This window comes from Streptomyces sp. NPDC056734 (assembly GCF_042790455.1).
In the GTDB taxonomy this organism is placed as follows: Bacteria; Actinomycetota; Actinomycetes; order Streptomycetales; family Streptomycetaceae; genus Streptomyces.
In genome coordinates this window covers 189888-214866 of the sequence record NZ_JBHTZD010000016.1, presented here as the reverse complement: position 1 = coordinate 214866, position 24979 = coordinate 189888, and the positions used below count along the sequence as shown (strand labels likewise).

21 protein-coding genes are annotated in these 24979 nt (G+C 70.4%); 7 read left to right on the top strand and 14 right to left on the bottom strand.

Annotation, left to right across the window (positions count from 1 at the left end; all coding sequences use genetic code 11):
- Positions 1–151: 151 nt before the first annotated feature.
- Positions 152–1570 (top strand): MFS transporter, encoded by a 1419-nt coding sequence (locus ACFRFC_RS24925; RefSeq protein ID WP_382691516.1) that lies wholly within the window; start codon positions 152–154, stop codon positions 1568–1570.
- A 70-nt stretch (positions 1571–1640) separates the two neighbouring features.
- Here the strand turns inward: ACFRFC_RS24925 and ACFRFC_RS24920 are convergent, their stop codons facing one another.
- Positions 1641–2537 (bottom strand): NAD(P)H-binding protein, encoded by an 897-nt coding sequence (locus ACFRFC_RS24920; RefSeq protein ID WP_382691514.1) that lies wholly within the window; start codon positions 2535–2537, stop codon positions 1641–1643.
- Between the two features lie 129 nt (positions 2538–2666).
- On the opposite strand from ACFRFC_RS24920, the gene ACFRFC_RS24915 reads away from it, so the two are divergent.
- Complete coding sequence (locus ACFRFC_RS24915; protein ID WP_382691540.1) at positions 2667–3557, top strand: fructosamine kinase family protein; 891 nt, start codon at positions 2667–2669, stop codon at positions 3555–3557.
- A 117-nt stretch (positions 3558–3674) separates the two neighbouring features.
- Here the strand turns inward: ACFRFC_RS24915 and ACFRFC_RS24910 are convergent, their stop codons facing one another.
- The 5 genes from ACFRFC_RS24910 to ACFRFC_RS24890 form a co-directional block, all read right to left on the bottom strand.
- Positions 3675–4778, bottom strand: coding sequence for a hypothetical protein (locus ACFRFC_RS24910; protein ID WP_382691512.1), 1104 nt, complete (start codon positions 4776–4778; stop codon positions 3675–3677).
- Positions 4779–4944: 166 nt separating this feature from the next.
- Positions 4945–5748, bottom strand: coding sequence for an ABC transporter permease (locus ACFRFC_RS24905; RefSeq protein ID WP_382691510.1), 804 nt, complete (start codon positions 5746–5748; stop codon positions 4945–4947).
- 12 nt (positions 5749–5760) lie between these two features.
- On the bottom strand, positions 5761–6519 hold the full coding sequence (locus ACFRFC_RS24900; RefSeq protein ID WP_382691508.1) for an ABC transporter permease: 759 nt from the start codon (positions 6517–6519) through the stop codon (positions 5761–5763).
- A gap of 2 nt (positions 6520–6521) precedes the next feature.
- Positions 6522–7487 (bottom strand): ABC transporter ATP-binding protein, encoded by a 966-nt coding sequence (locus ACFRFC_RS24895; RefSeq protein WP_382691506.1) that lies wholly within the window; start codon positions 7485–7487, stop codon positions 6522–6524.
- 119 nt (positions 7488–7606) lie between these two features.
- Positions 7607–8620, bottom strand: coding sequence for a fatty acid desaturase (locus tag ACFRFC_RS24890; RefSeq protein ID WP_382691504.1), 1014 nt, complete (start codon positions 8618–8620; stop codon positions 7607–7609).
- Between the two features lie 407 nt (positions 8621–9027).
- Here ACFRFC_RS24890 and ACFRFC_RS24885 point away from each other — a divergent pair, with 407 nt between their 5' ends.
- Positions 9028–9609 carry a LuxR C-terminal-related transcriptional regulator gene (locus ACFRFC_RS24885; RefSeq protein ID WP_382691502.1) on the top strand — a complete coding sequence of 194 codons (582 nt, stop codon included), beginning with the start codon at positions 9028–9030 and terminating at the stop codon, positions 9607–9609.
- 109 nt (positions 9610–9718) lie between these two features.
- On the opposite strand, the gene ACFRFC_RS24880 is transcribed toward ACFRFC_RS24885, so the two are convergent.
- The 8 genes from ACFRFC_RS24880 to ACFRFC_RS24845 are packed head-to-tail and all read right to left on the bottom strand — an operon-like array spanning position 9719 to position 19849.
- Positions 9719–10765 carry an alcohol dehydrogenase catalytic domain-containing protein gene (locus tag ACFRFC_RS24880; RefSeq protein ID WP_382691500.1) on the bottom strand — a complete coding sequence of 349 codons (1047 nt, stop codon included), beginning with the start codon at positions 10763–10765 and terminating at the stop codon, positions 9719–9721.
- An 8-nt stretch (positions 10766–10773) separates the two neighbouring features.
- On the bottom strand, positions 10774–12570 hold the full coding sequence (locus tag ACFRFC_RS24875; RefSeq protein ID WP_382691498.1) for a hypothetical protein: 1797 nt from the start codon (positions 12568–12570) through the stop codon (positions 10774–10776).
- A gap of 4 nt (positions 12571–12574) precedes the next feature.
- The gene (locus ACFRFC_RS24870; RefSeq protein WP_382691496.1) at positions 12575–13726 is read right to left on the bottom strand and encodes a DegT/DnrJ/EryC1/StrS family aminotransferase; all 1152 of its coding nucleotides are present in this window, start codon (positions 13724–13726) and stop codon (positions 12575–12577) included.
- Positions 13723–14820: a glycosyltransferase family 4 protein gene (locus ACFRFC_RS24865; RefSeq protein WP_382691494.1), complete on the bottom strand. Its 1098-nt coding sequence runs from the start codon at positions 14818–14820 to the stop codon at positions 13723–13725. The genes ACFRFC_RS24870 and ACFRFC_RS24865 overlap by 4 nt, the downstream gene beginning before the upstream one ends.
- Positions 14817–15797, bottom strand: coding sequence for an NAD-dependent epimerase/dehydratase family protein (locus tag ACFRFC_RS24860; RefSeq protein ID WP_382691492.1), 981 nt, complete (start codon positions 15795–15797; stop codon positions 14817–14819). The genes ACFRFC_RS24865 and ACFRFC_RS24860 overlap by 4 nt, the downstream gene beginning before the upstream one ends.
- Complete coding sequence (locus ACFRFC_RS24855; RefSeq protein WP_382691489.1) at positions 15790–17166, bottom strand: nucleotide sugar dehydrogenase; 1377 nt, start codon at positions 17164–17166, stop codon at positions 15790–15792. Before ACFRFC_RS24855 ends, ACFRFC_RS24860 begins: the two co-directional genes overlap by 8 nt.
- Positions 17163–18743 carry a class I adenylate-forming enzyme family protein gene (locus ACFRFC_RS24850; RefSeq protein ID WP_382691487.1) on the bottom strand — a complete coding sequence of 527 codons (1581 nt, stop codon included), beginning with the start codon at positions 18741–18743 and terminating at the stop codon, positions 17163–17165. Before ACFRFC_RS24850 ends, ACFRFC_RS24855 begins: the two co-directional genes overlap by 4 nt.
- Positions 18740–19849 carry a sugar phosphate nucleotidyltransferase gene (locus ACFRFC_RS24845; RefSeq protein WP_382691485.1) on the bottom strand — a complete coding sequence of 370 codons (1110 nt, stop codon included), beginning with the start codon at positions 19847–19849 and terminating at the stop codon, positions 18740–18742. Before ACFRFC_RS24845 ends, ACFRFC_RS24850 begins: the two co-directional genes overlap by 4 nt.
- 370 nt (positions 19850–20219) lie before the next feature.
- On the opposite strand from ACFRFC_RS24845, the gene ACFRFC_RS24840 reads away from it, so the two are divergent.
- The 4 genes from ACFRFC_RS24840 to ACFRFC_RS24825 are packed head-to-tail and all read left to right on the top strand — an operon-like array spanning position 20220 to position 24973.
- Positions 20220–20582: an ectoine synthase gene (locus ACFRFC_RS24840; protein WP_382691483.1), complete on the top strand. Its 363-nt coding sequence runs from the start codon at positions 20220–20222 to the stop codon at positions 20580–20582.
- A 10-nt stretch (positions 20583–20592) separates the two neighbouring features.
- On the top strand, positions 20593–21993 hold the full coding sequence (locus tag ACFRFC_RS24835) for a condensation domain-containing protein (protein WP_382691481.1): 1401 nt from the start codon (positions 20593–20595) through the stop codon (positions 21991–21993).
- A 6-nt stretch (positions 21994–21999) separates the two neighbouring features.
- Positions 22000–23553, top strand: a complete 1554-nt coding sequence (locus ACFRFC_RS24830) for an amidase family protein (RefSeq protein WP_382691479.1) — start codon at positions 22000–22002, stop codon at positions 23551–23553.
- Positions 23537–24973, top strand: coding sequence for a hypothetical protein (locus tag ACFRFC_RS24825; protein WP_382691477.1), 1437 nt, complete (start codon positions 23537–23539; stop codon positions 24971–24973). Before ACFRFC_RS24830 ends, ACFRFC_RS24825 begins: the two co-directional genes overlap by 17 nt.
- Positions 24974–24979 lie beyond the last annotated feature (6 nt).

The window sequence follows — 24979 nt, the reverse complement described above, 5'->3', positions numbered from 1 at the left end:
ATGGGTCCCTGCGACCCGATCCGGCACCGAACGCAAAGCCAGGCACCGATCCACTCATGTGAGGCAGATCACGTCCGATATGCCGGATTGCCGGGTCTCCCCGCCCCGCCATGATGCCCGCAAGCAAGCAGTCAAGGGACGGAGTTCATCAGTGGACGACAGTCAGAGCGTCGGGTCGTGGCGGGAACTCGGCGGCCATCTCGGCACCGCCGTGGTACTCGCCGGGGGCGTACTCATCGGCGCCGTCACGATCTACCTGGCCGCGAGCCTGCTGCCGACGGCGGTCGCCGACATCGGCGGTGAACGCCTCTACGCATGGAGCATGACCGTCTTCCTGACCGCCCAGGTCGTCGCGACCATGCTCGTGAACCGCGCCCTTGCCCGGCGCGGCAGTATCGGCGCCTACCTGCTCGGCTTCGGTGTCTTCACCGTCGGTTCGGTTGTCTGCGCGGCCAGTCCGTCCATGCCGGTACTGCTGGTCGGCCGGGGCACGCAGGGACTCGGGGCGGGCCTGTTGACCGGTCTGGGGTTCGCTCTGATCTATTCGGCACTGCCGCGCCAACTGTGGGTGCGGGGCAGCGCGTTGATCTCCGCCCTGTTCGGCCTGGGAAACTTCGTCGGTCCGGCTCTGGGCGGGCTCTTCGCCCAGTTCGGGTCGTGGCGGCCGGCCTTCGTCGTGCTGGCTGTCGCCTCCGCGGTGATGGCAGCGTTCGTCCCCCGGGTACTGCCGGGGAGTGACCCGGCCGGGGCGGTGGCGGTTCCGGTGCCACTGGGCTCGTTGGTGCTGGTCATCGGGGCCGCAGGTGCCGTGAGTGTCGCCGGGATCCTCTCGAACGAGGTCATGATGGCGGTGTTCATCGCGCTGGCACTGGCGTTGGTCGGGGCCTTTGTGGTGACGGAGAAGCGGAGTCAGGTCCGGGTCCTGCCCCGCGCGACCTACGAGGCCGGCTCCGCTGTGCGGTGGGTCTACCTGACCATCGTGTTCCTCGCGGCCGGTGTCGCCGTGGAGATCTTCCTGCCGCTGTTCGGTCAGCGCCTGGGCGGACTGCCGCCGGCCGCCGCCGGGTTCTTCGGGGCGGCCCTGTCGCTCGGCTGGTCGGTGAGCCAGGTCGTCAGCTCCTCGGCAGAGCGGCAGCGGACGGTGCGCAGGCTACGGGTGGCCGGTCCCGTTCTTCTTGCGGCCGGGCTCGCCGTGCTCGCGCTGTTGCAGCAGCGCGACGCACCACCCCTTCTGGTCATCGCATGGCTGCCCGTGCTGCTCCTCGCCGGCACCGGGATCGGCCTGGCCATGCCCCATCTGTCCGTTGCCGCGATGGCCGGCACAGCGGACAAGGAGGAGGGAGAGAAGGCCGCCGCGGCCATCGCGACGGTGCTCACCATGTCCACGGCGTTCGGTGCGGCGGTCGCCGGCCTCCTGGTCAACCTGGGCGGCCCTTCCACCGTCACATCCGCCCGCTTCCTCCTGCTCGGCTTCGCGGCGATCTCCGCCCTCGGAGTACTGACCGCGCTCCGCGCCAACCACCTCACTCACCTCACCGTGACGACGGTGACCAGCGACGAGAGGGTATGACCGCGCTCAAGGCCGCCGTCGTCGCCTCGGCCCAGCCCGGCCCCCAGCACAGTCCCGCACCCGACCCCGATCACGATTCGCCGCCGGCAGGGTCCCCCACACGAAGCGACGCCTGAAAGGCACGTTGAGCAATGTCCTCGAAGCCGACTGGCCCATGACCCGTGAGCGCGGCGACATCACCGGTGACCTCGGCGAATCGCTGCCCCCGCACGGACTCGAACATGCTCGCGAAAGCATAGGTCCACCACGGTGTGACGTGCTGCCGCAGAAGCAGTGCGGCGAACTCCGTCGGATCGATATCGGTGGGCCGCACCGGCCGGGAACCGAGCCGCGCAGCAAGGCGGGCGACCTCCGCAAGGCCGTAGCTCTCCTCCCCGGTGGCATGCACCAAGGAGCCGGCGCGGCGGACAGCGCACTCGACCAGGCATCGCGCGACGTCATCACGCGAGATCAGCGACACTGTGCCATCCCTCATGGGCAGCGCCAGCTCACCGGTCGAAGCCGCCTCCACGACCCAACGCAGAAAGAACTCACTGTAAATGGAGGAGCGCACGACGGTGTGGGGCAGTCCGTGGTCCCGCAGCATCCTTTCGGTCTCGCGATGCACCGGCGCAAAACAGAACGGTGAGTCCGCCTCAACATCGAGGATGCTGAGATACACCACATGCTCCACACCCGCCGAGACAGCCGCGGCCAGCACATTGCCGTGGTGGATGAGCATCGGGGCCGCCTCGCCGTCGCTGGAGATGAACACCAGCGTGCCGACACCGTCGAGCGCGGACTCCAAGCCCTCGCGTGACTGGTAGTCGGCCTGGCGTACATCCACCACCCGCTCAAGAGCAGCCAGTCGGGACGGGCTCCGGACCCACGCGAGCACGTCTGTCTCACCAGCGGCCAGGAGTCCCCGTACCACAGCCCCACCGACGTTCCCCGACGCTCCTGTCACCGCGATGCCTCTGGTTGCCATGGACGAACCCTAGCCGCCGTACGGACACCGGAGGGGAGTCCCTGGTGAGACGATCACGCTGAGGCTTTCCGGGACGGCGCTGTCACCCGGCCGACGCACTGGACCAAGGGAAAGAGGCAATCGGTGTCGATGCTCTCCAAGAGCGAGATCGAAGCCATCCTGTACGTCGATCTCGGTCTGCGGAGCCTGCCCGGCGCTGTCGTCGCGGATGTCGTGGGCGCCGAATCGCTCACCGGCGGTATGGCGCACGACGTCTGGCGTCTGACTCTGGCCGATGGATCCCACCTCGTGCTCAAGGGCTCCCCCAGGGCGCCGGCCACGCTGTTCCCCTTCGAGGCGGAGGGGTTGCGCGTACTCGCGGAGCCGGGTGGGCTCCAGGTTCCTCGGGTGATCGAGGTGAGCGAGCGTCATCTCCTGATGGAGTCGCTGGAGGCAGACCTCCCCGGCACGGACGCGTACTGGGAGGCGGCGGGCCGGGCCGTCGCCGCCCTGCACTCCGTGCGCGGAGGCCGCTTCGGCTGGGAATCCGATGGCTGGCTGGGCCTTCTGCCCCAGGAGAACGGGTGGATGGGTGACGGGCACGGGTTCTTCGCGGAGCGCCGCATCCTCCGATATCTGCGGGAGCCCAAGGTGTGTCAGGCGCTCGACGCGGCCGATGTGGCGGGCCTGGAGAGCATCTGTGCCCGCCTTCCCGAACTGGTCCCGCCCGCACCGGCGGTGCTGAATCACGGCGATCTGTGGCACGGCAACATGGTCGCGAGCGTCGGCGGTGAGCCCGCGTTCATCGATCCGGCGGTGTGCTGGCTGTGGGCGGAGTCCGACCTGAGCATGTTGTACTGCACGGCCCCGCCGCCGGAGCGCTTCCTCGGCGCCTACCAGGAGATCTCACCACTGGCGGACGGCTGGCGAGAGCGTATGCCGCTGCTGCACCTGCGTGAACACCTCAGTGTGCTGGCCCACTTCGGCGCGGTCGGGAACCACGTGGCAGAGATCCGAGCGGTCATCCGCGCCTTCTCCTGAAGCCATTCGTCCGCTTCCTTCTCAACGGAACCCGCCCGCACTGAGCACACGGCTGGTGGCGGCCCGCCACCAGCCCGAACGGGGGTCACCGCTCCCCTCGGCCGCCCCTTACGACGCTCAGGATCGGGTCGCGGTCCCGCACCCCGCGTCGCCGGCCTCCTCCATCCGCGTGTCCATCGACTCGCTACGGTCGTACGGGTCGACCGCGGGGCCGTCGTCCGGGGACGGCCCGGTGAGTTCTGAGCCGAACTCGGGGGTGAGGTAGCCGGTGAAGGTGTCGCAGCCGCCGTTGGTGGTGTCCACCATGTAGGAGACGAGGGAGAAGGTGCCCGGCTCGATGATGATCTTCACCGGGTCGTCCCAGCTCATGATGATCTCGCGGCGCACGATGGTGCGGGTGACCTCGTCGCTTCCCTCCGCGGCGCGGGTGACCGGATAGACGTAGGTGACATCGGTGGTCACCTCGACCGCGCCGCTGTCGCCTTCGCGGTAGGTGATGCTTCCGCGCGTCTTGATCACGTCGCCGACAAGTCGGATCCTCGTGCCCTCGAACCGGCTGAACAGCAGCAGGGGGTCATTCTCCTGGCCCGGGGTGTCGAAGGCGGCCGTCAAGTAGTCCTGGACGTCCTGCTGATGGGGATTGATCAGCGAGATCGCTTCGGTCGGGCGGTCACCGCGCAGCACGCCTGTCTCCAGGCTGGACGCGGCGAGGAAGTCGCGGGTCTGTTGCAACGCCCGGGCGACCTGTTCCTTGTCCATCCAGCCGGTGGCCCGCGCCTCGGGCAGGCTGATCCCGGCCGTGCCGTCGGCCCACTGTGCCGCGGGCGAGCCCCTGAACGGCTCCTCCAGGGTCGGCCCTTGAGCCGCCGGGTCGGTCGGCGGCGGCTGGTCCGGGCGCTCCGACTCCGCGGCGAGCGGCGCGCTCCCGCCGTCCGCGCCGCCGTCCGTGAACCATCCGGTGACCCGTCCGGGATCCAGCGCCACCACCAGTACGACGGCCAGGGCCACCAGGCCGACCACGTACCAGCCCTTGCCGCCGCGGCGCCGGGGCGGTTGGTGACTCCGCCAGGGCTGCGGTGGGCCGCTCTCCTCCTGGAGCCGACGTGTCACCATCCGGGCACGTGCGGACGGCTCCTCGGGCACGTCCTTGCCCCCGGCCCCGGCCTCACGGAGGAAGCGTTCCCACTCCTCGTCCGGTATGGATTCCCCACCCTTGCCCACGCTGGGCCCGCCCTTCTTCCCCAACCGGCCCCATTCGGGGGCGGCTTGTCCCGTACGCCATCGCGGTGTCGCTCACCCCGGGGCCCGTGATCGTCACCGCTCGGGCCGTCGGCACAGTGATCTTAGGGGGTAGTAGCGCAACGGGCCCTCGCCCGGCTCCAGCGGGTCAGTCATAGACGATGGCATGGATGCGCCGGGCCGCGAAGGTGAGGCACAGGGCCGTGGCCGCCAGCAAGTAGACGGCGTGCCAGGCGCATTGGGGGCCCAGGTCGCCGATGCAGATACGGCGGAGGAGTTCGACCGCGTGGTACAGCGGGGTGACTTCGAGCAGGGCCTGTGCCGCGACGGGGTAGTCCTGGGTGGGTGAGAAGGTTCCGGAGAAGAGGAAGAGTGCCATCTGGGCCGTGGTGAGTGCGTCGAAGTCGTGCCAGCCGCGCATCAGTGTGCTGGCGGCCAGTCCGATCGCGGCGAAGGCCACCACTGCGAGGACGGACGCCGGGAGGGCCAGCAGTGCCCAGCCGGCCGGGACCGTGTCCAGGAGGACCATCGCGACCAGGAAGAGACCGCAGAACACCGCCCCGCGCAGGGCGCTCCACACCACCTCGGCGACGGCGACCTCCATGGGGCGTACGGGGGTGACGAGGACGGCCTCGTACACCTTGGACTGCCGGAGTTTCGCGAAGAAGGAGAAGGTCGTGGTCGAGAAGGCCGCCGTCATCGCCGAGGTGGCGAGCATCGCCGGGGCCACGAACGCGGCGTAGGGGATCTGGTGTCCCCGGTAGGAGATGTCCTGTGCGATCAGGCTGCCGACTCCGATGCCGATGGAGAGGAGGTAGAACAGGGGCTCCACCAGGCCGGCCATGACGAGGAGCCAGGCCGAGGGCCCGGTCCGCATGGCCCGTGCGTTGCGTTTGACCACTGCGGCGGACCGGGTCGCAACGAGGCGACCGGCGACGGCTTGTGTGAGCATCGTGGGGCTCCCTCAGCTCGCGAGCCGACGGCGGAATGCCACCTCGGCGCAGATCCAGCCCGCCACCGCCCACAGCAGCAGGTATCCGATATGCCAGGCCACCGGCCAGGCGGGCGACGTCCCCAGTGCGGCGGCGCGGCACAGCTCGACGGCGTGCCACAGGGGCGACGCGCAGGCGAGTTGCCGGAAGCCGTCGGGGAGTTCGCTGATGGGGAAGAACACTCCGGCGAACAGGGTGCTGGGGATGACGACGAAGCGGATCAGCAGTTCGAAGTAGCCGTCGTTGCGGATGCACGCCGCGAACGCCATGGTCGGGCCCGCCGCGCCGAGCGCGAGCACCGCGCACACCAGGGGCACGGTCCACACCCACGGCGAATGCAGCACACCGAACATCCAGGCGATGGCGAGGAACGCGACGACGGACAGGGTCACCACGAACAGCACATACAGGAGCCACCCGGCGATCATGTCCCGGATCGACACCCGCGTGCCGCGCATGGCGTGGAATCCGCCGACCCACTCGAAGTCGCTGAGGACGCCGTACGTCGATTCGTTGGCGGCGATCTGGTATGCCGTGGCGGCCAGGATGCCCGGCGCGATCCAGTCCAGGTAGGAGACCCCGTCGACCTCGCCGACATAGCCCCCTACGCCCGCGCCGATGCTGACCAGGAACAGATAGGGCAGGGCGAAGAAGGAGAACACCGACGCTTTCCAGAGCCGTCGGTACAGAAGCATGTGCCGTTCGAGCACGGCCACCGAAGGATGAGCCATCGCTACTCCACCAGTGCCCGGCCGGTGAGGCGGAGGAAGACGTCCTCCAGCGTGGACCGGCGCACCAGCACACTCGCCGGCCGCAGACCACGGCGGTGGACCTCCTTGACCACCGCGTCGCCGTCGCGGGCGTAGACCAGGACGCGGTCCGCCAGCGGGTCGACCCGGTCACCGATCCCGTCCAGTTTCCCGGCGTATGTGTCGGCCGCGTCGTAGCCGAACCGCAGCTCGACCACCTCGGGGCTCGAATGGACCTCGATCAGCTCGCGCGGCGATCCTTCCGCGGCGATCCGGCCACCATCCATGATCACCAGCCGGTCGCACAGTTGCTCGGCCTCGTCCATGTAGTGCGTGCTGATGACCAGCGTCGTCCCGCGTTGCTTGAGCCGGAACAGCCGCTCCCACAGCAGATGCCGGGCCTGGGGGTCCAGCCCGGTCGTGGGCTCGTCCAGCAGCACCATGTCGGGTTCGTTCGCCAGTGCGCGGGCGATGCTCAGCCGCCGCTTCATCCCGCCGGACAGTGACTGCACCCGGTCCCCGGCCCGGTCCGTGAGCCGCGCGAACTCCAGCAGTTCGGCCGCCCTGAGCAGGGCCCGTGCTCGGGACATTCCGAAGTACCGCGCATACGTCGTGATGTTTTCGACAACCGTCAGATCCAGATCGAGATTGTCCGCTTGGGGGCAGATCCCCAGCCGCTCGCGGATTTTTGTCTGTTCCCGTGCCGGGTCACGGCCGAGGATCCGCAGTTCACCGCCGGACGGCACGCTGACACAGCTCAGCATCCGCATGGTCGTCGTTTTCCCCGCGCCGTTCGGGCCCAGCAAGCCGAAAGACTCCCCTCGGTGGATGTCGAAATCGATACCGGCGACCGCCGTGAAATCACCGAAGCGCTTCACCAGGCTCCGGGCCCGCACCAGGGTGTGTCCGCTCCGGGCATCACCGCACACACGTTCTTCTTTCACCGTCATGCTGTCCTCCGAAATCCGGCACCGACGCGACGGGCCTCACCGGCAAGCTACCGATTTCAAACCGAAAACAACAGCCGGCGCCCGTCCGGGAGTTTCAGCGGCCCCCCGGGGCATCCGATTCAGGACACCGGCCCCTTGAATTTCGCCCCGGTTTTCTCCAGCGGGTAGAAGAAGCTCGTCGCCCGGCCCTCCTGGAGTGTGAAGGGCCGCTCCTTGGCCCGGCCGTTGACCAGGTCGGCCACCAGCCGGGCGTGGAAGCGGAGGTAGGACGTCTCGGTGAAGGCGAGATGCTCCCGCACCCGCTTCGACACCACGTGCAGGTTCCAGGCCGGAATCCCGGGATAGAGGTGGTGTTCGGCGTGGTAGTTGGTGTTCCAGTTGAGGAAGCCGAACCATGTGCTCCTCGTGTACACCGAGTTGGTGTTCCGCCACGGGTTGTCCGTCCGGTCCACGTAGTAGTGCTCGGGCATGATGGAGAAATTGTTCAGGACCCAGGCCAGACAGGTCGGCACGATGTACAGGGTGAGCATCGCCATGGGCCACAAGGCCGTCGCGGCGGCTGCGGCGGCCACCCACAGAGCGATGATCCCGGTGTCACGGCGGATGGCGGCGCGGGCTCGGTCGGTCGTGACGAAGTAGGGGTACCGGTGCCACAGGGAGGCCGCGGACATCCGCAGAAAGCCCAGGAAGTAGTCCAGATTGAGCATGGCGATGACGTACTGCCCCGGATTGATGATGACGCCGTCGGGTTCGGGATCGTCGGCCGTCTGGGTGTTGCGGTGATGGTGCAGGTGGAACACCCGGTACAGGGCGCTGTTCATGAGCAGGAGCGTGCCGGCGAGCTGCCCGGCGACGCGGTTCCCGCGGTGGGTCCTCATGAACGTGCCGTGCGAGGTGCAGTGGAGCACGTTGTGCAGCGAGGCGACCACGAAGGCGCCCAGTACCCAGCTCAGCCCGGTGGCCCACCAGGTGTCGAGGACGAGAGCCCCGGTCATGATGACCGCGTACAGCAGGGCGTGCACCGAGGAGCGGCGCAGGGCCAGGCCGCTGGAGCGGCGGGTCAGCTCACGTAATTCGGTGGAGGAGAAGACTTCGTTGCGGTCGGGGTGGACGTTCTCCTGCGCGAGTGTCATTCCTGGACCTCCAAAAGTGCCGGGAAAGCGCCCGGCGGACGCCGTGGCCGGGGCCGCGGCTTACTGCCACGGCTCGAAAGGCTCACTTACTCACCTTGAATTCTCATTCTCAAGCTACAGATTTCGAGACCGAAACAACACCCCCCGTTGTCCACGCCGAAAGCATGTAAAGCTGTCCGCGAATTGCGCGTTGTCCGATTATCCGCTCATGGCACTTGGCCAGTACGAACGCCCCCCTCTTGCCCGTTCGATCCCGAATTTGGTAGAAAGTCGACCGTACGGCTTGATTCGCTGCGTATAGAGCCAACGGGGGGACTGTGGACGCATCGGCTTTATCGTGTGGCACTGAAATCTTCCGGCCGCTGGACATCGTCACTCTGCTCCGGGACGAGATATTGCGGCTCGGGATGGATGCCACGCTGGACGGCATCCCCCTGGTCGGTACCGTCCGGCACTGCCAGGACTGGACCGAGGCCCAAGGCATGGTCGGCGCCCGGTCACCCGACGTACTGATCCTGAGCGACCTCGCCGAGATCGACGGCGCGCTCGGCCAGTCCGGGGGCACCCGGCCCAAGATCCTGCTCATCCTGCACAGCACCGACCTGACGGTCCAGCGCTTCGCGGGCCCCTTCAATCCCGACGGTTTCCTGATTCTCGGCGAGCTGAGCGCGAGAGCCCTGGAGGACGCGTTGCGTCAGCTGGTGGCGGGGCAGGTGCCCATGCCGGCCCCGCTGGCCCGCGAGCTGATCCAGCGCGCGAACGGGCTCCCGGTGTCCGCCCGGGAGCGCAACGGCTCCCTGACCGTGCGCGAGAACGAAGCGCTGGCACTGCTCGCCCAGGGACTCAGCAACAAACAGATCGCCCGGCGCCTGTCGATCTCGACCCACGGCGCCAAACGCATCGTCGCCAGCGTGCTCCTGAAACTGGGCGCACCGAACCGCACGGCGGCCGTCGTCACCGCCATCCAGCGCGGACTCATCCAGCGCTGACCCGCTCCCAGTCCACTCGCCGCATCCGAAGCCACCCACACATCGCTCACCGCCCCCGCACCCACACCCACACGGCTCACCACTCACCGCTCACCCCAACTCCACCCCGTCACCCGTCCGAGGCGCCCCCTTCCGGCAGCAGTACGACCTTCAGCGCCTGTCGCGCGTCGAACAACCGATAGCCGTGGGCCGCCTCGGACAGCGGCAGCCGGTGCGACACGAGCGATGCCGTGTCCAGCAGGCCGGCGCGCAGCAGGGCGACCACCCGGTCCCGTACGCGGATGGGGTTGCCCACCGCGAACCGCAGCGTCGACTCCCGGGCGAAGGCGTCCCGGGCGTCGAGCGGCACCGCCCGGGAGGCGTGCGAGCCGACGGCCACGACGGTGCCGCCGTAGCCGACGTTCTCCAGTGCGCAGGTGAGTGCCGCGGCGGAGCCGACCGCCTCGATCACCGCGGCTGCCCCCCGGTCCGGGCCGGACCGCAGGACCGGTCCGAACGCACGCGGCTCGATGGCCTCGAAGCCCAGTTCCTCCGCCTTCGCGCGCCTGCGCGGATCGGGGTCCGTGACCACGACGCGTGCCGCGCCGAACACCCCGGCGCACTGGGCCGACAGCAGCCCGACCGGTCCCCCGCCGACCACGCCGACGACATCCCCGGGAGTGATCCGGGCGGCCTCCGCGCCCGCGTAGCCGGTGCTCAGGATGTCTCCGACGAACAGCATCCGGTCGTCGTCGAGGTCGTCGGGGCAGGCGGACAGCACCACGTCCGCGAAGGGGACCCGGACATAGTCGGCCTGGCCGCCCGCGACCTCGGGGCCCGCCAGGGTGGAGTAGCCGAACAGTGTGCGCTCGGGGCACTGGTAGTGCCAGCCGCGTGTGCACGGGGCGCACCGGCCGCAGGCGATGATGTCGGAGGCGACGACCCGCCGGCCGACGGCGAACGGGACCTGCGGGCCCGCCTCGGTGACGACCCCCACGAACTCGTGGCCGAGCACGCTCCCGACGGCGAACCCGGGCAGTTCGCCCCGGTAGGGGTGCAGGTCGGTGCCGCAGATGGCGGTCCTCGTCACCCGGACCACGGCGTCCCGGTCGTGCCGCACCCGGGGCAGGTCGAGTCCGGTGTCGACCTCGATCCTTCCCGGGCCTCGATAGACCACCCCGCTCATCATGCGGCGGCTCCCGGTCCGGGGGACGCGAGAACCGCCCAGTCCTTCGCGGCGACGGTGACGCCGAGCGCCTGCCGGGGGACGGTGCCGTGATTGACCAGTACGGTCGTCCGCGCGCCGACGGCGACCTCCACCTCGGGTGCGACCGACTTCACGAGTGGCCGGATTCCCCCCAGTTCGGCGATTCCCTGGTAGAGGGAGTGCCACGGCCGGGACTCCAGTCGTCCGGGGACGTCAAGCATCCGTTCGACGGGCACGGCACAGAACACCACGCGCCCGGCGCCGACCGGGTGGACGACCAGTGCCGGGGTGCCATCGGCGAACGTGGCGGCCACGCGGCCGGTCGTCGCCCGCAGGGTCACCGGGGCGGATCTGCCCGTGTGCCAGTCGACGGGCCAGTCGGTGCCCCGCCAGGAGAACGACGCCTTCCCCTGGTCGGACAGCGCGAAGTCGACGATCTCCGCGCCGGTCAGTTCCTCGCCGGGGAAGCCGTGGTGCCGGTCGCCGAGGGACACGTAGACGGTGGCGCCGCCGGATGCGGCGGACTTGAGGCGTTGGACGTCGGTGAGGGTCAGCTGATCGGCGCAGGGGCAGATGACCAGGTCATGGCCGTCGACGGGTCCGGCGACGAAGTGGAAGTCGAGATGCCCGCGTTTGAGGAGCAGATGGGCGTAGAAGGCGGCGACCGTGCCCACCTCGTGGTCGAGATACGACTCCGGTCGGGCGCGGATCCGTTCGGGCAGGTACACGGCGATCCGGGGGTCCTGTGGGTCGAGCGCGAGGGACGCGGCCGAGCGGGCCAGTCGGGCGAACCGGGTGAACGCCGGTTTCGCGGATCCGTCCAGACGCCGCAGCCCGGCGTGCCGTTCCGCCGGGCTGCCCGCGTACGGTTCGTCGGTCGACGCGATGTCCTGCCAGCACCAGGCGAGCACGCCGCCGGCGCCGTTGGCGAGCGCCGACGCGGCGGACGCGCCCAGGTAGGCGGCGGCGGTGGCCTCGTTCACGCCGTAGCTGCCGAGTTCGTCCACCAGCGGCACCCCGTAGGCGGCGGCGAACCGGACGAGGAACGAGTTGAGGCTGGTGGCCTTGTACGACAGCGTGGACTCGATGGAACCGGCTGCCCAGGACGGGAAGCCGTGGACACCGATCACATCGAGCGGCTCCGCGTTGTCCGCGCCGAACGGTGAGGGGCCGAACACGGACGACGCGTTGTTCGCCTGGAGGACCAGCACGCCGGGCGCCTCCTCGCGCAGGGCGCCCGCCATCCGCGCGTACCAGGACGCCACCTCCTCGCGGGACAGGGCGGCGGCCTCGGCCGGGGCGACGGCGGGGATCTCGTCGCCGAGGTCGAACGCGAGGACGTTGCCGTGGGCACGTACCGCGCGGGCGATGTGTCGCGCGAAGTTCTCCTCGGCGTCGCGCATCGCCGGATCGCGCCACAGACTGCGGCCATGGCGCCAGTCGAGGTCCAGCAGGCGGCCGTTCATGAAGATCGTGAAGACGGAGAGGACGCAGGACAGGCCGTGCTCGGCGGCGATCGCCACGGCTTCGGACAGCCGGGCGAATGCCTTGTGTTCCGGCCGGCCCTGGGCGGGTTCGAAGTCGCGCCAGAACACGAACAGTCTGGCGGTCGTGAACCCCGCTTCGGCCATGGCCGCGAAGTCCTCGCGCACGGCGGCCGGATCCCAGTCGCTCCAGACGCGGCAGCCCGCCCGGGAGGGGTGGTAGTTGACGCCGACGACCGGCACAGGCCGCCCTCCGGTGTGGATACGGCCCGCGCGGGTGGTGAATTCCATCGCGTTACCTCCATGCCGATCGGCGCAGGCCGGTGGTGACGGCGTCGGCGACGTAGACCGCGTCGGCGTCGGACATCAGGGCGTGCAGCGGCAACGTCAGCAGCCGGGGTGCGAGGTGCTCGGTGAGCGGCAGTTCCCGCAGCGCGCTGCCGTGCTGTTCGCGGTAGTAGGTGAACTGGTGGGTCGGCGGGTAGTGGACGGAGGTCTGCACCCCGAGGGTGTTCAGCTCCTCGCGCAGCAGGGCGCGTTCGATGTGCGGGGGCAGCAGGACGACGGCCAGGTGGTGGGCGCCGTCGTCGGGCCGGTCGTCGAAGGGCATCGCCAGGCCCAGTCGCTCGCGGTACACCGACATGACGGACCGCCGGCGGGCGCGGTCCTCGGTGAGCTTGGCCAGTTGCACCCGCCCGAGCGCGGAGGAGATCTCGGTCGGCCGGTAGTTGAGTCCGACGGCGGGTACGTCGTAGGTGGCGCCTCCGGTGCGCATCCGCTCCGTGGTGTCATGGGTCAGGCAGTGGGATCGCATCGCCCTGACCCGGGCGAGTACGTCGGGGTCGCGGGCGACCACCATGCCGCCCTCGCCGGTGGTGATGTTCTTGGTGGCGAAGAAGCTGAAGCAGCCCAGGTCACCGACGGTCCCGGCCATGCCGAGCGGGGTCGGGACGAGGGGCGCGTGGGCGGCGTCCTCGATCAGGGCGACACCGCGGGTGCGGCTGATCGCCCGAAGGGCCTCCAGGTCGGCGGGGTGTCCGCCGTAGTGCATCGCGACGATGGCCCTGGTGCGGGCGGTGATGAGCTTCTCCACCTCGTACGGGGCGACCGTCAGGTCGTTGCCCGAGCGCACGTCGGCGAAGACCGGCCGGGCTCCGTGGAGGGCGGCGACCTCGGCGGAGGCGACGAAGTTGAGGGACGGGGTGATCACCTCGTCGCCCGGTCCGATGCCGAGCGCGAGCATGGCCAGGTGCAGGGCGGCGGTTCCGCTGCTGACCGCGACGGCGTCGGCGGCACCCAGCGCGGCGGCGAACTCGCGCTCGAAGGCGCGGGTCACCTGCCCAAGCGACAGCCATCGCGAGGCGAGGACCTCGGTGACCGCCGCGCGCTCCTCGGCGCCGACGGAGGTGTCGGCGACCGTCACTCTCCACTGCGGATCGGTGTTCACCCTGCCTCCCTCGCTGTGTGCCGTGCCATGACCGGCCGTCGTGGGGTGAGAGCCGCGTGATAGCCGGCGGCCACATCGGCGGCGACCCGGTCCCAGCCGAACTCGGCGCGGCTGCGGGCGAGTCCGGCGGCCCCCATGGCCCGTCTGCGTCCGTGGTCGGTGAGCAGCGCGAGGAGGGCGTCGGCGAGTTCACGCACCCCGCGTCCCACGATCAGCCCGTCGACGCCGTGCCGCACCACGTCCTCGACACCGGGGAAACGGCCGGTGATGACGGGCCGCCCGCATGACCATGCCTCGGCGAACACCAGCGGGAAGACATCCGCCGTGGTCGGCAGCGCGAGGACGTCGCACGCGGCCATGGCGTCGAGCTTGTCCTGGTCCGACACCACGCCCAGATCGAGCACGCGGGGGTCCCGGTACAGGTGTGCTTCCGCCGGGTCGTGGTGGCGGCCTGGGCCGGGCCCGATGAGGGCGAACGTCGTGTCCGGCAGCCGGTCCCCGACCAGCGGCGCGGCGGCGAGGAGTTGCCGGTAGCCCTTGGTGGCGATGCGGCGGCCCGCGAACAGCACCACCGGGCCGTCGACGCCGTGCCGGGCGCGGAACGCCGCCTTGTCGGGGCGTCCGGCGAGGTCGGGGGCCTGGGTGACGTGGCGCATACGGTCCGCGGGTGCGCCCGCCAGGCGCAGTGCCGTCCGCTCGGCGGCGGTCAAGGTGTAGATCACCGAGGCCAGTGCGCAGGCCCGGCGGCCCAGCGCGGGGTCGGGCCACAGCTGTGGGTCCGTGGCGGGGGTGAGGACGAAGGGGACCCGGTGCTCCCGTGCGACCGTCATCGCCCGGCGGACATGGTCCGGTTGTCCGAGGTCGTAGGCGTGCACCAGGTCCGGGGCCGTCCGCACGGAACCCGCCCGAACGCCGATGGCCGCACTGGCCACCTGGACGGCGTCACGGTCGAGTCCGGGGGGTGGCGGGGAGTCGGTGACCGCGGTCATGAGGTAGCCGCGGGCCGCCAGTCGTGCCGTGGTGTGCCACGCCATGCGCTCCGCACCCGCCTGGGTCCCCTCATAGCCCCCGAAGGCCACGTGGATGGCGGTCATGACACGGCCCCGGGGCGGTGCGGGTGGGCGGCGGCGTACCAGGCGTACGTCTGCCGCAGCCCGGTGTCGAGATCCACCCGGGGCTGGTAGCCGGTCGCCGTGGTCAGCACCTTCAGGTCCGGCAGGCGGCGTTCGGGAGAGCCGGGGGGCGGGCCGTGGATGTCCAGTTCGGGGTGGATGCCCGCGATCGTGAAGAGCCGTTCCGCGAGCGCGAGGGCGCTGATCTCGTCGTCGGCGTTGCCGATATTGGCCACCAGGGGCTCGTCCGAGGGCAGCCGTGTCAGGGCCACCGTGGCGGCGACGGCATCGTCGACATGGCAGAAGGACCTGGTCTGGTGGGCGCCGTAGAGGGGGAAGGGGTGCTGCCCGGCCAGCAGCCGTTCGATGAACTGCGGGATGACATGGGCGTAGCCCATCCGCGGCCCGTACACGTTGTGGTAGCGGCCGATGCGGACCCGGAACTCCCCGTCGGCGTGCAGCAGCAGCACTTCGGAGACGACCTTGCCCAGTGAGTACGCCGCGCGGGGCAGCGCCGGGTCGGGCAGCACGTAGGGCACGTCCTCGGGGGCGGGAAGTGTGGCCAGTCCGCTGCGCACGGCCCCGTCGCCCACCTCGCTGGTGGAGCTGAGGAAGAGGGTCTGCGGCGGGTTCCGGGCGCACCAGTCCAGTACGTTCACGGTGGTGAGCACATTGGTCCGCAGCACGTCGCCCGGGGCCCGGTTGCTCTGGTCCACGCCCACTTTCGCGGCCAGGTGGTAGACGTGGTCGACGGTGGGCAGCAGGTCGTCCGGGAGGGGGAGGCGGAGGTCGTGGGGCACCGCTCGCGCGTGCCGGCACAGTGCGGTGAACGCGTCGTCGGGGCGGCCCCGGGAGAAGTCGTCGAGGAGGACGACCTCGGTTCCGGTGCGCAGCAGTTCCCTCGCCAGGTGCAGGCCGATGAATCCGGCTCCCCCGGTGATCAGCGCGCGTTCAGACACGGCCCAGCCTCAGATAGGTGATGTCGCCGTGCCCGGCGAGCGCGGGTTCGAGCAGGCCCCACATGTCGAACACCACACGCGGGGGGCGCATCCTGGAGCGGAGATGCTCGGCGGTGATCTCGGCGTACCCCGGATGGTCGTTGAGCAGGAGGAGCCCGTCGGCCTCGCGAAGGCCCTCCTCCAGGGCCATCGGCTCGCACCCCAGTTCCTTGACCCGGTCGTGCGGTACGAGGAAGTCATGGGCGGCCAGGGTCGCGACCACACCGTCGAGGGCTTTCGCCACCTGGGCCGACGCGGCGCCGCGTACGTCGTCCGTCTCCGGTCGCCCCTTGTAGGCGACCCCGCACACCAGCACCTTGGCCTCGGACAGCGGCCTGGTCGTGCCCGCCCGGTAGGCCCGGGTGAAGTGTTCGACGGCGAAGGCGGGCACGCTCTCGTTGACGCGCCGCGCCGCCGCCACCATCGGGGCCTCGTAGCCCCGGGCGCGGGTCCCGTGGGTGAGGAGGTAGGGGTCCTTGGTGAGGCAGCTGCCGCCGACGTATCCGGGGCGGGCCAGGTCCGGTCGTGGGTAGCCGAGGTTCGCGCCGGCGATCAGTTCGTCGGCGTCCAGCCCGAAGCACGCGGCCATCATGGTGACCTCGTTGCCGAAGCCGTACGTGACGTCGGTGTGCGCGTTGCAGATCAGTTTGATCATCTCCGCGGCTTCCAGTGACGACACCGGGACATGGGCCGGGGTGATGCGTGCGTGCAGGGCCCGGGCCCGGTCCTGTGAGCGCGCGTCGAGCGCGCCGATGATCTGCGGGAGCGTGCCCAGTTCGGCGAGGGCCCGCCCCTGGATCAGCCGCTCGGGACAGAACGCCAGGAGGGGTTCGGCGACCCGGTTCCGGAGGCGCGGCAGGACCGTTTCGCGGCAGGTGCCGACCGGTACGGTGCTGCGGACCACGACGAGGGTGTCGTCCGACATCGCCGCGGCCACGGCGTCGGCGGCGGCCTCCAGATGCTCCAGCGCCGGCTGCCCGGTCGCCGCGGACATCGGGGTCCCCACGCAGATCACGGCGGCATGGGGCGCTCGCTCCGGGAGCGTGGCCGCCACGGTGAACCGGCCGGCCGGCAGCGCGCGCAGCAGTTCCGTCAGGCCCGGCTCGTAGAAGGGTGCCCTGCCTTCCGCGAGGGTCCTGCGGGTCTCGGCGTTCGTCTCGACGCCGATGACGTCCACGCCCGCGGCGGCCAGGGAGGCGGCCAGGGGCAGCCCCACATAGCCGAGCCCCACGACCACGACCGGGCCCCGGTCCCAGGTGCTGTCATCTCCGCTGTCTTCTCTGCTGCCATCTCTGCTGTTAGCTCTGCTGCTGCTTGTGCTGTCGGTCATCGGTTGTCCCCATTCCGGTGTCCGGCCGCCGCGATCTCCCGCAGCCGATGCCGGTCGATCTTGCCCATGCCGGTACGTGGCAAGGTGGTGAGTACGTGCACGCGGTGCGGCACCTCGTAGGGCATCAGGCGGGCCCGGCAGAAGGTGAGGACGGCGGTGGCGTCGTTGCCCGGACGCAGGGCCAGCGCGGCGTGGATCTCTTCTTCGCCGGTCCGCCCCGGCGCCCCGAACACCTGGGCCTCGCGGACTCCTGGATGCTCCGCGAGCACGTTCTCGACGCGTCGCGGACTGACCTTGCGCCCGCCGACGTTCACGAAGGCGTCCTTGCGCCCGACGACGAAGACATGGCCGCGCTCGTCGACCTCGGTGAGGTCTCCGCAGGCCAGGAGGCCGCCCTCCATCGGCGGGGCGCCGCCGCCGTCCGCGTACCCCTCGAACATGGTCGAGGTCCGCACCAGCAGCTGGCCGCGCCCCTGCCGGGCCGTTCGCGAGCGGCCGGTCCGGACCCGCCAGTCGACGCCGGGTGCCATCACCCCCGTACCGTCCGCCGGCCATGGGTCGTCGCGGTCGTGCTCGCAGGCGATCAGGCCCGTCTCCGTGCTGCCGTAGACCCGGTGCACGGGTACGCCGAGCCGGGCCGCCGCCGTCCGCGCCGAGGCGTTCGTCAGGGGACCGCCGGAGGACAGCGCGACGCGTACGTTCCCGGAGGGTCCGGCGTGCGGCAGCACCGGGGTCAGCAGCTGGTACACCAGCGGCGTGCCCAGCAGTACCGTGGCGCCCGCGTCGAGGGCCTCCAGCACCGCGCCGGGCCGGAACCTGGTCATGCTCCGCAGCCCGGCGCCGGAGACCAGGGCCGTCGCCAGCGCGCCGACCAGGCCGAAGGAGTGTGACAGCGGCACCATCGCCAGCACGGTGTCGGCGGCGGTGATCCGGTGGATGTCCCGGTACAGCACCCCACCGGCGAGCGTGCTGCCCAGCGTCTGCAGGGCGACGCGGGGTTCGCCCGTGCTGCCGGAGGTGAGCTGGAGGACGGCCGTCGCGGGGTTCTCGCGCTTCACCACCACGCCGGACGGTACGGGCGGGTGCGCCAGCTCCTCGAAGGTGCGTTGCGCGAGACCCGGGACGACCTGGACGTCGGAGGGGCCGACCAGTCCCGCCGGCGGCAGCCGGTGCAGGACGGAACGGGCGTCCCCCAGATGCGAGTTCTCGCGTTCCACGAGCACGGTGTCGACGCCGGCCAGGAACAGCCCGAGCAGCGCCGCGACGCAGACCGGCGTGTTGTCCACCAGGACGATCACCGGTCCCGCCGGCCGTTCCCAGGCGGTCGCGTTCGCCGCCGCCGTGAACGCCCTGTCGTGGAGTTCGGCGAAGGTCATGCCCTGCCAGGCGGCGCTGCCCCGGGTGCTGACGGCGAGGGCGTCGGGGGTGTGGTGGGCTGCTGCTCGGAGGCAGGTGGTGAGGGTGGGGGGTCGGTTGGGGGGTGGGGTGAGAGGCGTGGTGGGGGGCGTGCTGGGGGGCCTTTTGGGTGTCACTCCGGGCGGCGGCGCGCTCGGGTGGAGCGTCTCGCCGTACGTCATCGGCCCGACCTGCTTGCCAGGCGGTGCGACCTGACGACCTCGGCCAGGGCGTCCGGGCTGGCGTCGTCGAACACGGCGAGCAGCAGGGCGGCATGCAGGCGGTCGGCCGCCTCCGCGTCCTGCGGCTCGAACCATTCGGTGAGCCGCGTCATCAACTCGACGGCACGCAGGGAATCGCCGCCGAGCAGGAAGAAGTCGTCGGCGGGGCCCGGCGGCCGGCATTGCAGTACCGCCCCCATCTCCTGGGCGATCTTCGAGATCAGGCCGTCGGTCGCGGGATCGTCTTGTGTCACAGCTCCGTTGGCCTCTCTTGATGCGTTGTGGGGGGATGGGATCTTGGGGTGTGGGCCATTAGCGTGTGGGTCTTTGGGGTACGAGTTTTGGGGGAATGGGGCGCGGGGATAGTTGCGCAAATACAGGTCCGGGTTCTCCGCGAAGCAGCGTTTGGCCTCTTCGTACCGTTCCGGAGTTCCGATGTCATGCCAGCGGTCACTGAATGAATAGGCGTGGACTCGGTGGCCGCGTTCCATCATCGCGGCCACCAGATCGGGCATGTCGATGGGTTCGCCGGGGGTCATCGCATCGAGAACGGCCGGGTTCGCCACATAGATACCGGCGGAAATATCGAGATGGAGTGTCGGCTTCTCCCAGATACCGGCCACCAGGTCACCCCGGATATCGAGGACACCGAATCCCATCGGTACAGGGCGCCGGTGTGACGCGACGGTCAGAATTGCCCCGTTGTCCTGGTGCGTCCGGTGGAGATCGGCGAAGTCGAGCGCGGTCAGGACATCGCCGTTCATGACGAGTGCCGGCGTGTTCCAGTCCGCGACCCGGGCCAGCGGCGCGGCGGTTCCCATGGGCTGCGGGTCCGTGCTGTAGTCGATCCGGACGCCGAGTGTCCCTCCGTCGCCGAATTCGGCCTCGATCTGGTCGGCCAAGTGGGAGACACACAAGGTGATATGACGGAACCCGGCGTTTCGAAGTCGGCGGATGATGACTTCGAGGATGGAGTACTGGCTCAGCAGAAGCAGACCTTTGGGCCGGTGTTCGGTATGAGGCCGGAGGCGGGTCCCTTTCCCTCCGGTCAGGATGATCGCTCGCATCGCACGCATCCCTCGTATCGCACGCATCGGTCGCATCGCACGCGTCGGTCGCATCGCACGCATCGCACGCGTCGGTCGCGCCGCACGCATCGCAGGCATCGGTCACATCCGTCGCATCCCACGCGCCGGTCGCATCGGTCGCATCGGTCGCACGAGAGCCTCTCCATGCCGCCGTCGGCATCGCGACAAGCCCCAGGATCGGGCGCGACAGCCGGCGCCGGGAAGCCTCGAACGGGCGCTCCGCCGGGCCTAGCCACGTGGCTATACCCGTACTGTCCATGGATTTCCCGGTCCGCTGTTCCATAGACTCGATGCCCGACCCTGGAAATGACAGCGAATCCTGGACGGGTGAACCTTGCTGGTACGCACGGTGGAAGATGTCGTGGGAACCGAATGTGACGTGGACTGGGGCAATGGAACGAGTCGGCGACTGCTCGTCCAGGCCGATGAATTGGGGCTCAGTCTGACCGAGACCTTTGTACAGCCCGGCAGCGAATCGTATTTGCGGTACGACAATCACCAAGAAATCTGCTATTGCGTGAGCGGCTCCGGTTCCGTGGAGACGGACGACGGTGTCTTCGAGATCAGACCGGGGATGCTGTACGCCCCGGGCATGGGGGAACCGCACGTACTGCGCTCGCAGCACGGGATGACGCTGATGTGCGTCTTCTCGCCGGCTCTGCACGGTCGGGAAACCCACTTGCTCACACCCGGTGTGCATTCGAGCTATTAGGGGGCGGGCCGTGGCTGAACCGATCCGGTGTGAAGTCGCGTTCTCCGGTGGGCGGTCCGCCGCCGGTCCGGCGACGTGCGCGCAGCGGCACATGTGGAATCTGATCCAGCGTCGGATGCCGGACTCCGCGTTCTACCACCAGCTCCACCGGGTGGTGCTGCCGCGCGGCAGCGCATGGCCCGGGGTCTGCCAGGTGCTGGGCGAACTGGTCAGCCGCCATGAGTCGTTACGCACGGTGTACCGCGTCGGTGGGGACGGTGCACTGCGCCAGCAGGTGATCCGGTCCGGATCCTTCAGCGTCGAGGCCCTTCCCGCCGCCGACGCGCCGGACGCGGGGGACATCGTCGCGGAGTGGGAGGCGGGCGCCCGCCGGGGCGCGTTCGATCACTCGGTGGATCTGCCGTTCCGGGCCGCGATCGTGTGCCATGACGGTGAACCGGTCCACGGTGTCCTCTTCGTGTCGCACATGGCCGCCGACCTGACGGGGTTGCGCGTCCTGGAAGCCGAGATCACACGGCTGCTCGCCGCCCAGGTACGCGGCGTCACCGCCGGGCCGCCGCCGCTCCTGCGTCAGCCGTTGGAGCAGGCGGCGTTCGAGGAGTCGGCGCGCGGCCGGCGTCTGCTGGCCCGCGCCGACCGCCACTGGGACGATCAGCTGGCGGCGATGCCCTCCACGATGTTTCCCGGTGCGGCCACGGTCCCGGAGGATGCCCTGCCGCCCTTCTACAGCGCGGTCCTGACCTCGCGGGCGGTGGCCCTGGCGCTGCCGGTGCTCGCCGAGCGGCACAGGACCAGTGGCTCGACGGTCCTGCTCGCCGTGGTGGCGCTGCTGCTCGCCCGGCGCGCGGGTCTCCCCCGCTGCGCCCTCCGGCTCCTCACGGCCAACCGCACGGACCCGGAGCTGCGCGGCACGGTCGCCAACCTGCATCAGGAGGTGCTCGCGGTCGTCGACACCGACGGGAAGACCGTCGCCGATGTCATGCGCTCGGCCCGGGTCGCGGCGCTGCGGGCCTACGCCAACGGTCTCTACGACCCTGGACGGGCCGAGCGCCTGGCCGAGAAGCACGAGCGGGAACGCGGTGAGCGCATCGATCTGTCGTGCTGCTTCAACGACGCACGGTCGATCCGTGAGGACCGTCCCCCGACACGGCGGCGGGCGACACCGGCGGACATCCGCAAGGCGACGGCCGAGAGCCGCATCGAGCACGACGGCGAACTCCACGAGGCCGAGCGCTTCTTCCTCGTGATCCACGACGACGTACCGGACCGCGTCCGGATCATCCTCGGCGCGGACCCGCGGGTGCTGCCCCCGGAAGCCGTACGGGCCTTCCTCGCGGCCGTCGAGCAGCTGCTGGTCTCTTTCGCCGCGGACGAGGTGGCGTTCATGGAACCCACCACGGTCGCCGGGTGATCACCCATGACGACACGAGTCCCGACGGCGACAGGTGGTGGCACCTTGGGCGGCGACGAGGAACTGTGCTGGTGGCCCGCGCTCAAGGCCGCGAAGGCCATGGCCGCGCGTGAGGTCTCGGCGCGTGAGTACCTGGCGGCGCTCCTCGACGCCGTCGAACAGCGCAACCCTGGACTCGGGTTGGTGGTGACCCTGTGCGAGCACGCCATGTCCGCGGCGAAGGAGGCGGACGCCATGACCGCCCGCGGTGATGTGCTGCCACCCCTGCATGGTGTCCCCATGACGGTCAAGGACTGCTTCTCGACCGCCGGAACACGCACCACCGGGGGTACGGCCATGCTGTCCGCCCATGTGCCGGTCCGCGACGCCGACGCGGTGGCCGCGCTGCGCCGCGCGGGCTGCGTCGTCTTCGGCAAGACCAACCTGCCGGAGCACTCCGCCGACGTACAGACCCACGGCGATCTGTTCGGCACCGCGCGCAACCCATGGGATCCGGCCTTCTCCACCGGAGGTTCCTCAGGGGGGTCGGCCGGCGCGGTCGCCGCCGGTTTCACCCCCATCGAACTGGGCTCCGACGTGGCCGGCTCCATCCGCCTTCCCGCCGCGCACTGCGGCGTCCTCGGGCACAAGCCGAGCTTCCGTACGGTGTCCACCCACGGGCACGTGCCGCCCGCGCCCTTTGCCCATACGGTCACGGACCTGACGGTGGCCGGGCCGTTCGCCCGTACCGTGGACGATCTGGTCGCCGTGTTCGACGCGGTCGCCGGGCCCGGCTTTCGGGACGCCCCCGCCTGGCGGCTCGACCTGCCGCCCGCTCGCCGGGTGCGCAAGGTCGCCGCCTGGTTCGACGACGCGTACTGCCCGGTGGACGGGGAGGTCCGCCGTCTGCTCGAACAGGCGGCGGGTCAACTGGCCGGCGCGGGTGTCCCGGTGGAGCAGGTCGCCCCGAAGGGCATCCGTCTGGACACGAGCGACCGGGTGTTCCGCGCGCTGCTGACACCGGTCGCGTTCAGCACGTACTCCGTGCGGGACGTCGACAGAATCGTCCGCGGCGACGCCGTCCCGGGCGCGGAGCTGGGGGCCGAGCACGTCGCCCAGTCCCATCGTTCCTGGGCGGAGGCCGACGGGCATCGGGCCAGGCTGCAACTCCGCTGGCGGGCGTTCTTCGAGGAGTACGACGCGATCCTCCTGCCGGTCGCCCCGACCGCCGCGCCGCCGCACGACCACCGCCCCTTCGCCGAGCGGGACATCCAGGTCGACGGCCAAAGCAGGCCCTACTGGGACCAGATCACCTGGGCCGGGCTGACCGGCGTGTGCCACCTGCCCACGACGGTGGTCCCGGTCGGGCTCACGCGCCTGGGCCTGCCGGTCGGCATGGCGGTCGCCGGACCCTATCTCGGCGACCGCACGACACTCGCGCTCGCCAAGACCCTCGAACAGGTGCTGCCGCCTCTGGGCCGCCCCCCGGCCCTCGCACCCCTCGCACCCCTTGCACCCCTCGCTCGTCCTACGTCAGGGAAGGCAGGAGAGCATGTCCCACCCCATGCCCCACACCATTGACCTGGTGATCCCGAACACCGTCGAGTTCAATCTGAAGCGCGGACTGCTGGATGTCGACCCGGGCGTGGAACGCGACCTGATCGAACACGGCACGGGCCTCGCCGACCAGTGCGTCTTCTGGAGCACCGAGAACCGCGTACTCCTGCTCCCGGCCGGTTACTCCCCCGCGTGGCTCGCCGATGTCCACGCCGGTCTCGGCACCTCCGTGCCCCCGGTCGTGTCACCGGCACCGCGCACCGGCCGTCTCGTCCACGACCTGCTCCACGACGACCGGGCGCTCGCCGCCCTGCGCGCCGCGACCGGCGCGGCGCGCACGGTGCGATTCGTGTCCTGGGGGGCGTCCCCCGAGCTGTACACCCTGGCCGCGCTCCTCCGCAGCCAGGGGCGGGAGGTACGACTGGACATCGCGGACCCCGAGCACCACTGGTCCTGCGAGTATCTCGAATCGAAGCAGAGCTGCGTCGATCTCGCCTCGCACATCCCGGGGTTCCGCGTCCCGCGCGGTATCTCGGTCGCCGGCTGGGACCAGCTCAAGGGGGCGGTCGAGGCGATCGGGGGCGGCGGCCGGGCCGTGGTCAAGAGCATGTACGGCGTCGGGGGCTACGGCTCCGCCATCGCGCGCGGCGGCGCCGAGGGAACGGCCCGGCTGTGGCAGGCGCTGCGACGCGAGCCCTTCTTCGGCGCCTTCCCGCTTCTCGTGCAGGAGTACATCGACCACGCCGTCGACTGCCCGGCCATGGACATCCTGGTCGATGACGGCGACGCGCCCCGGCTGGAGTACAGCGTGCTCGGCGTCGACGGACTGCGGTACCGCAGCCTGGCCCTGGGCCCCGGAGTCCTCGCCCCCGATCTGAAGGAGCGGCTCACTGCACTGGGCACGGCCGTCCACGCGTTCGTCCGGTCGCTCGGATACCGGGGCTGGTTCTCGGTCGACTGTCTCCTCGGCCTCGACGGTGAGCTGTACGTGACCGAGATCAACGCCCGGCGTACGGGTGCCATGCATGCCATCGCCCTCGCGGAGCGGTGGGCCGCCGACCGCCCGGTCGTCCACTCCCATGACTCCCTGCCGCTGCGGCTCACCGAGGTCGCGTCGTACACGGCCCATGTCCGCCCGGTGTTCGAGGACCTGTGGGCGCGCGGCATCCGGGCCTACCCGTCGACCGTCCGCGCACTCACCCGGCACCGGCCCTCACTGGGCATCGTCGTGGGCGCGGAGAGCCTGGCGGAGGCCGAACGCATCGCGGGCGAGGTCCACCGGGCGGTCAACGCGGCCATGGCGGCGGGCCGTGCCCCGGCGGTGAACGGCACTGCCACCACAGGCCGTGCCACGGCGGTGAACGGCACTGCCACCACAGAGGACACCACCACCGCCGCCAAGGCGCCCGCCTTCGCCGAGCCCATCGCCGGCAGCCGCTCATGAGACCGG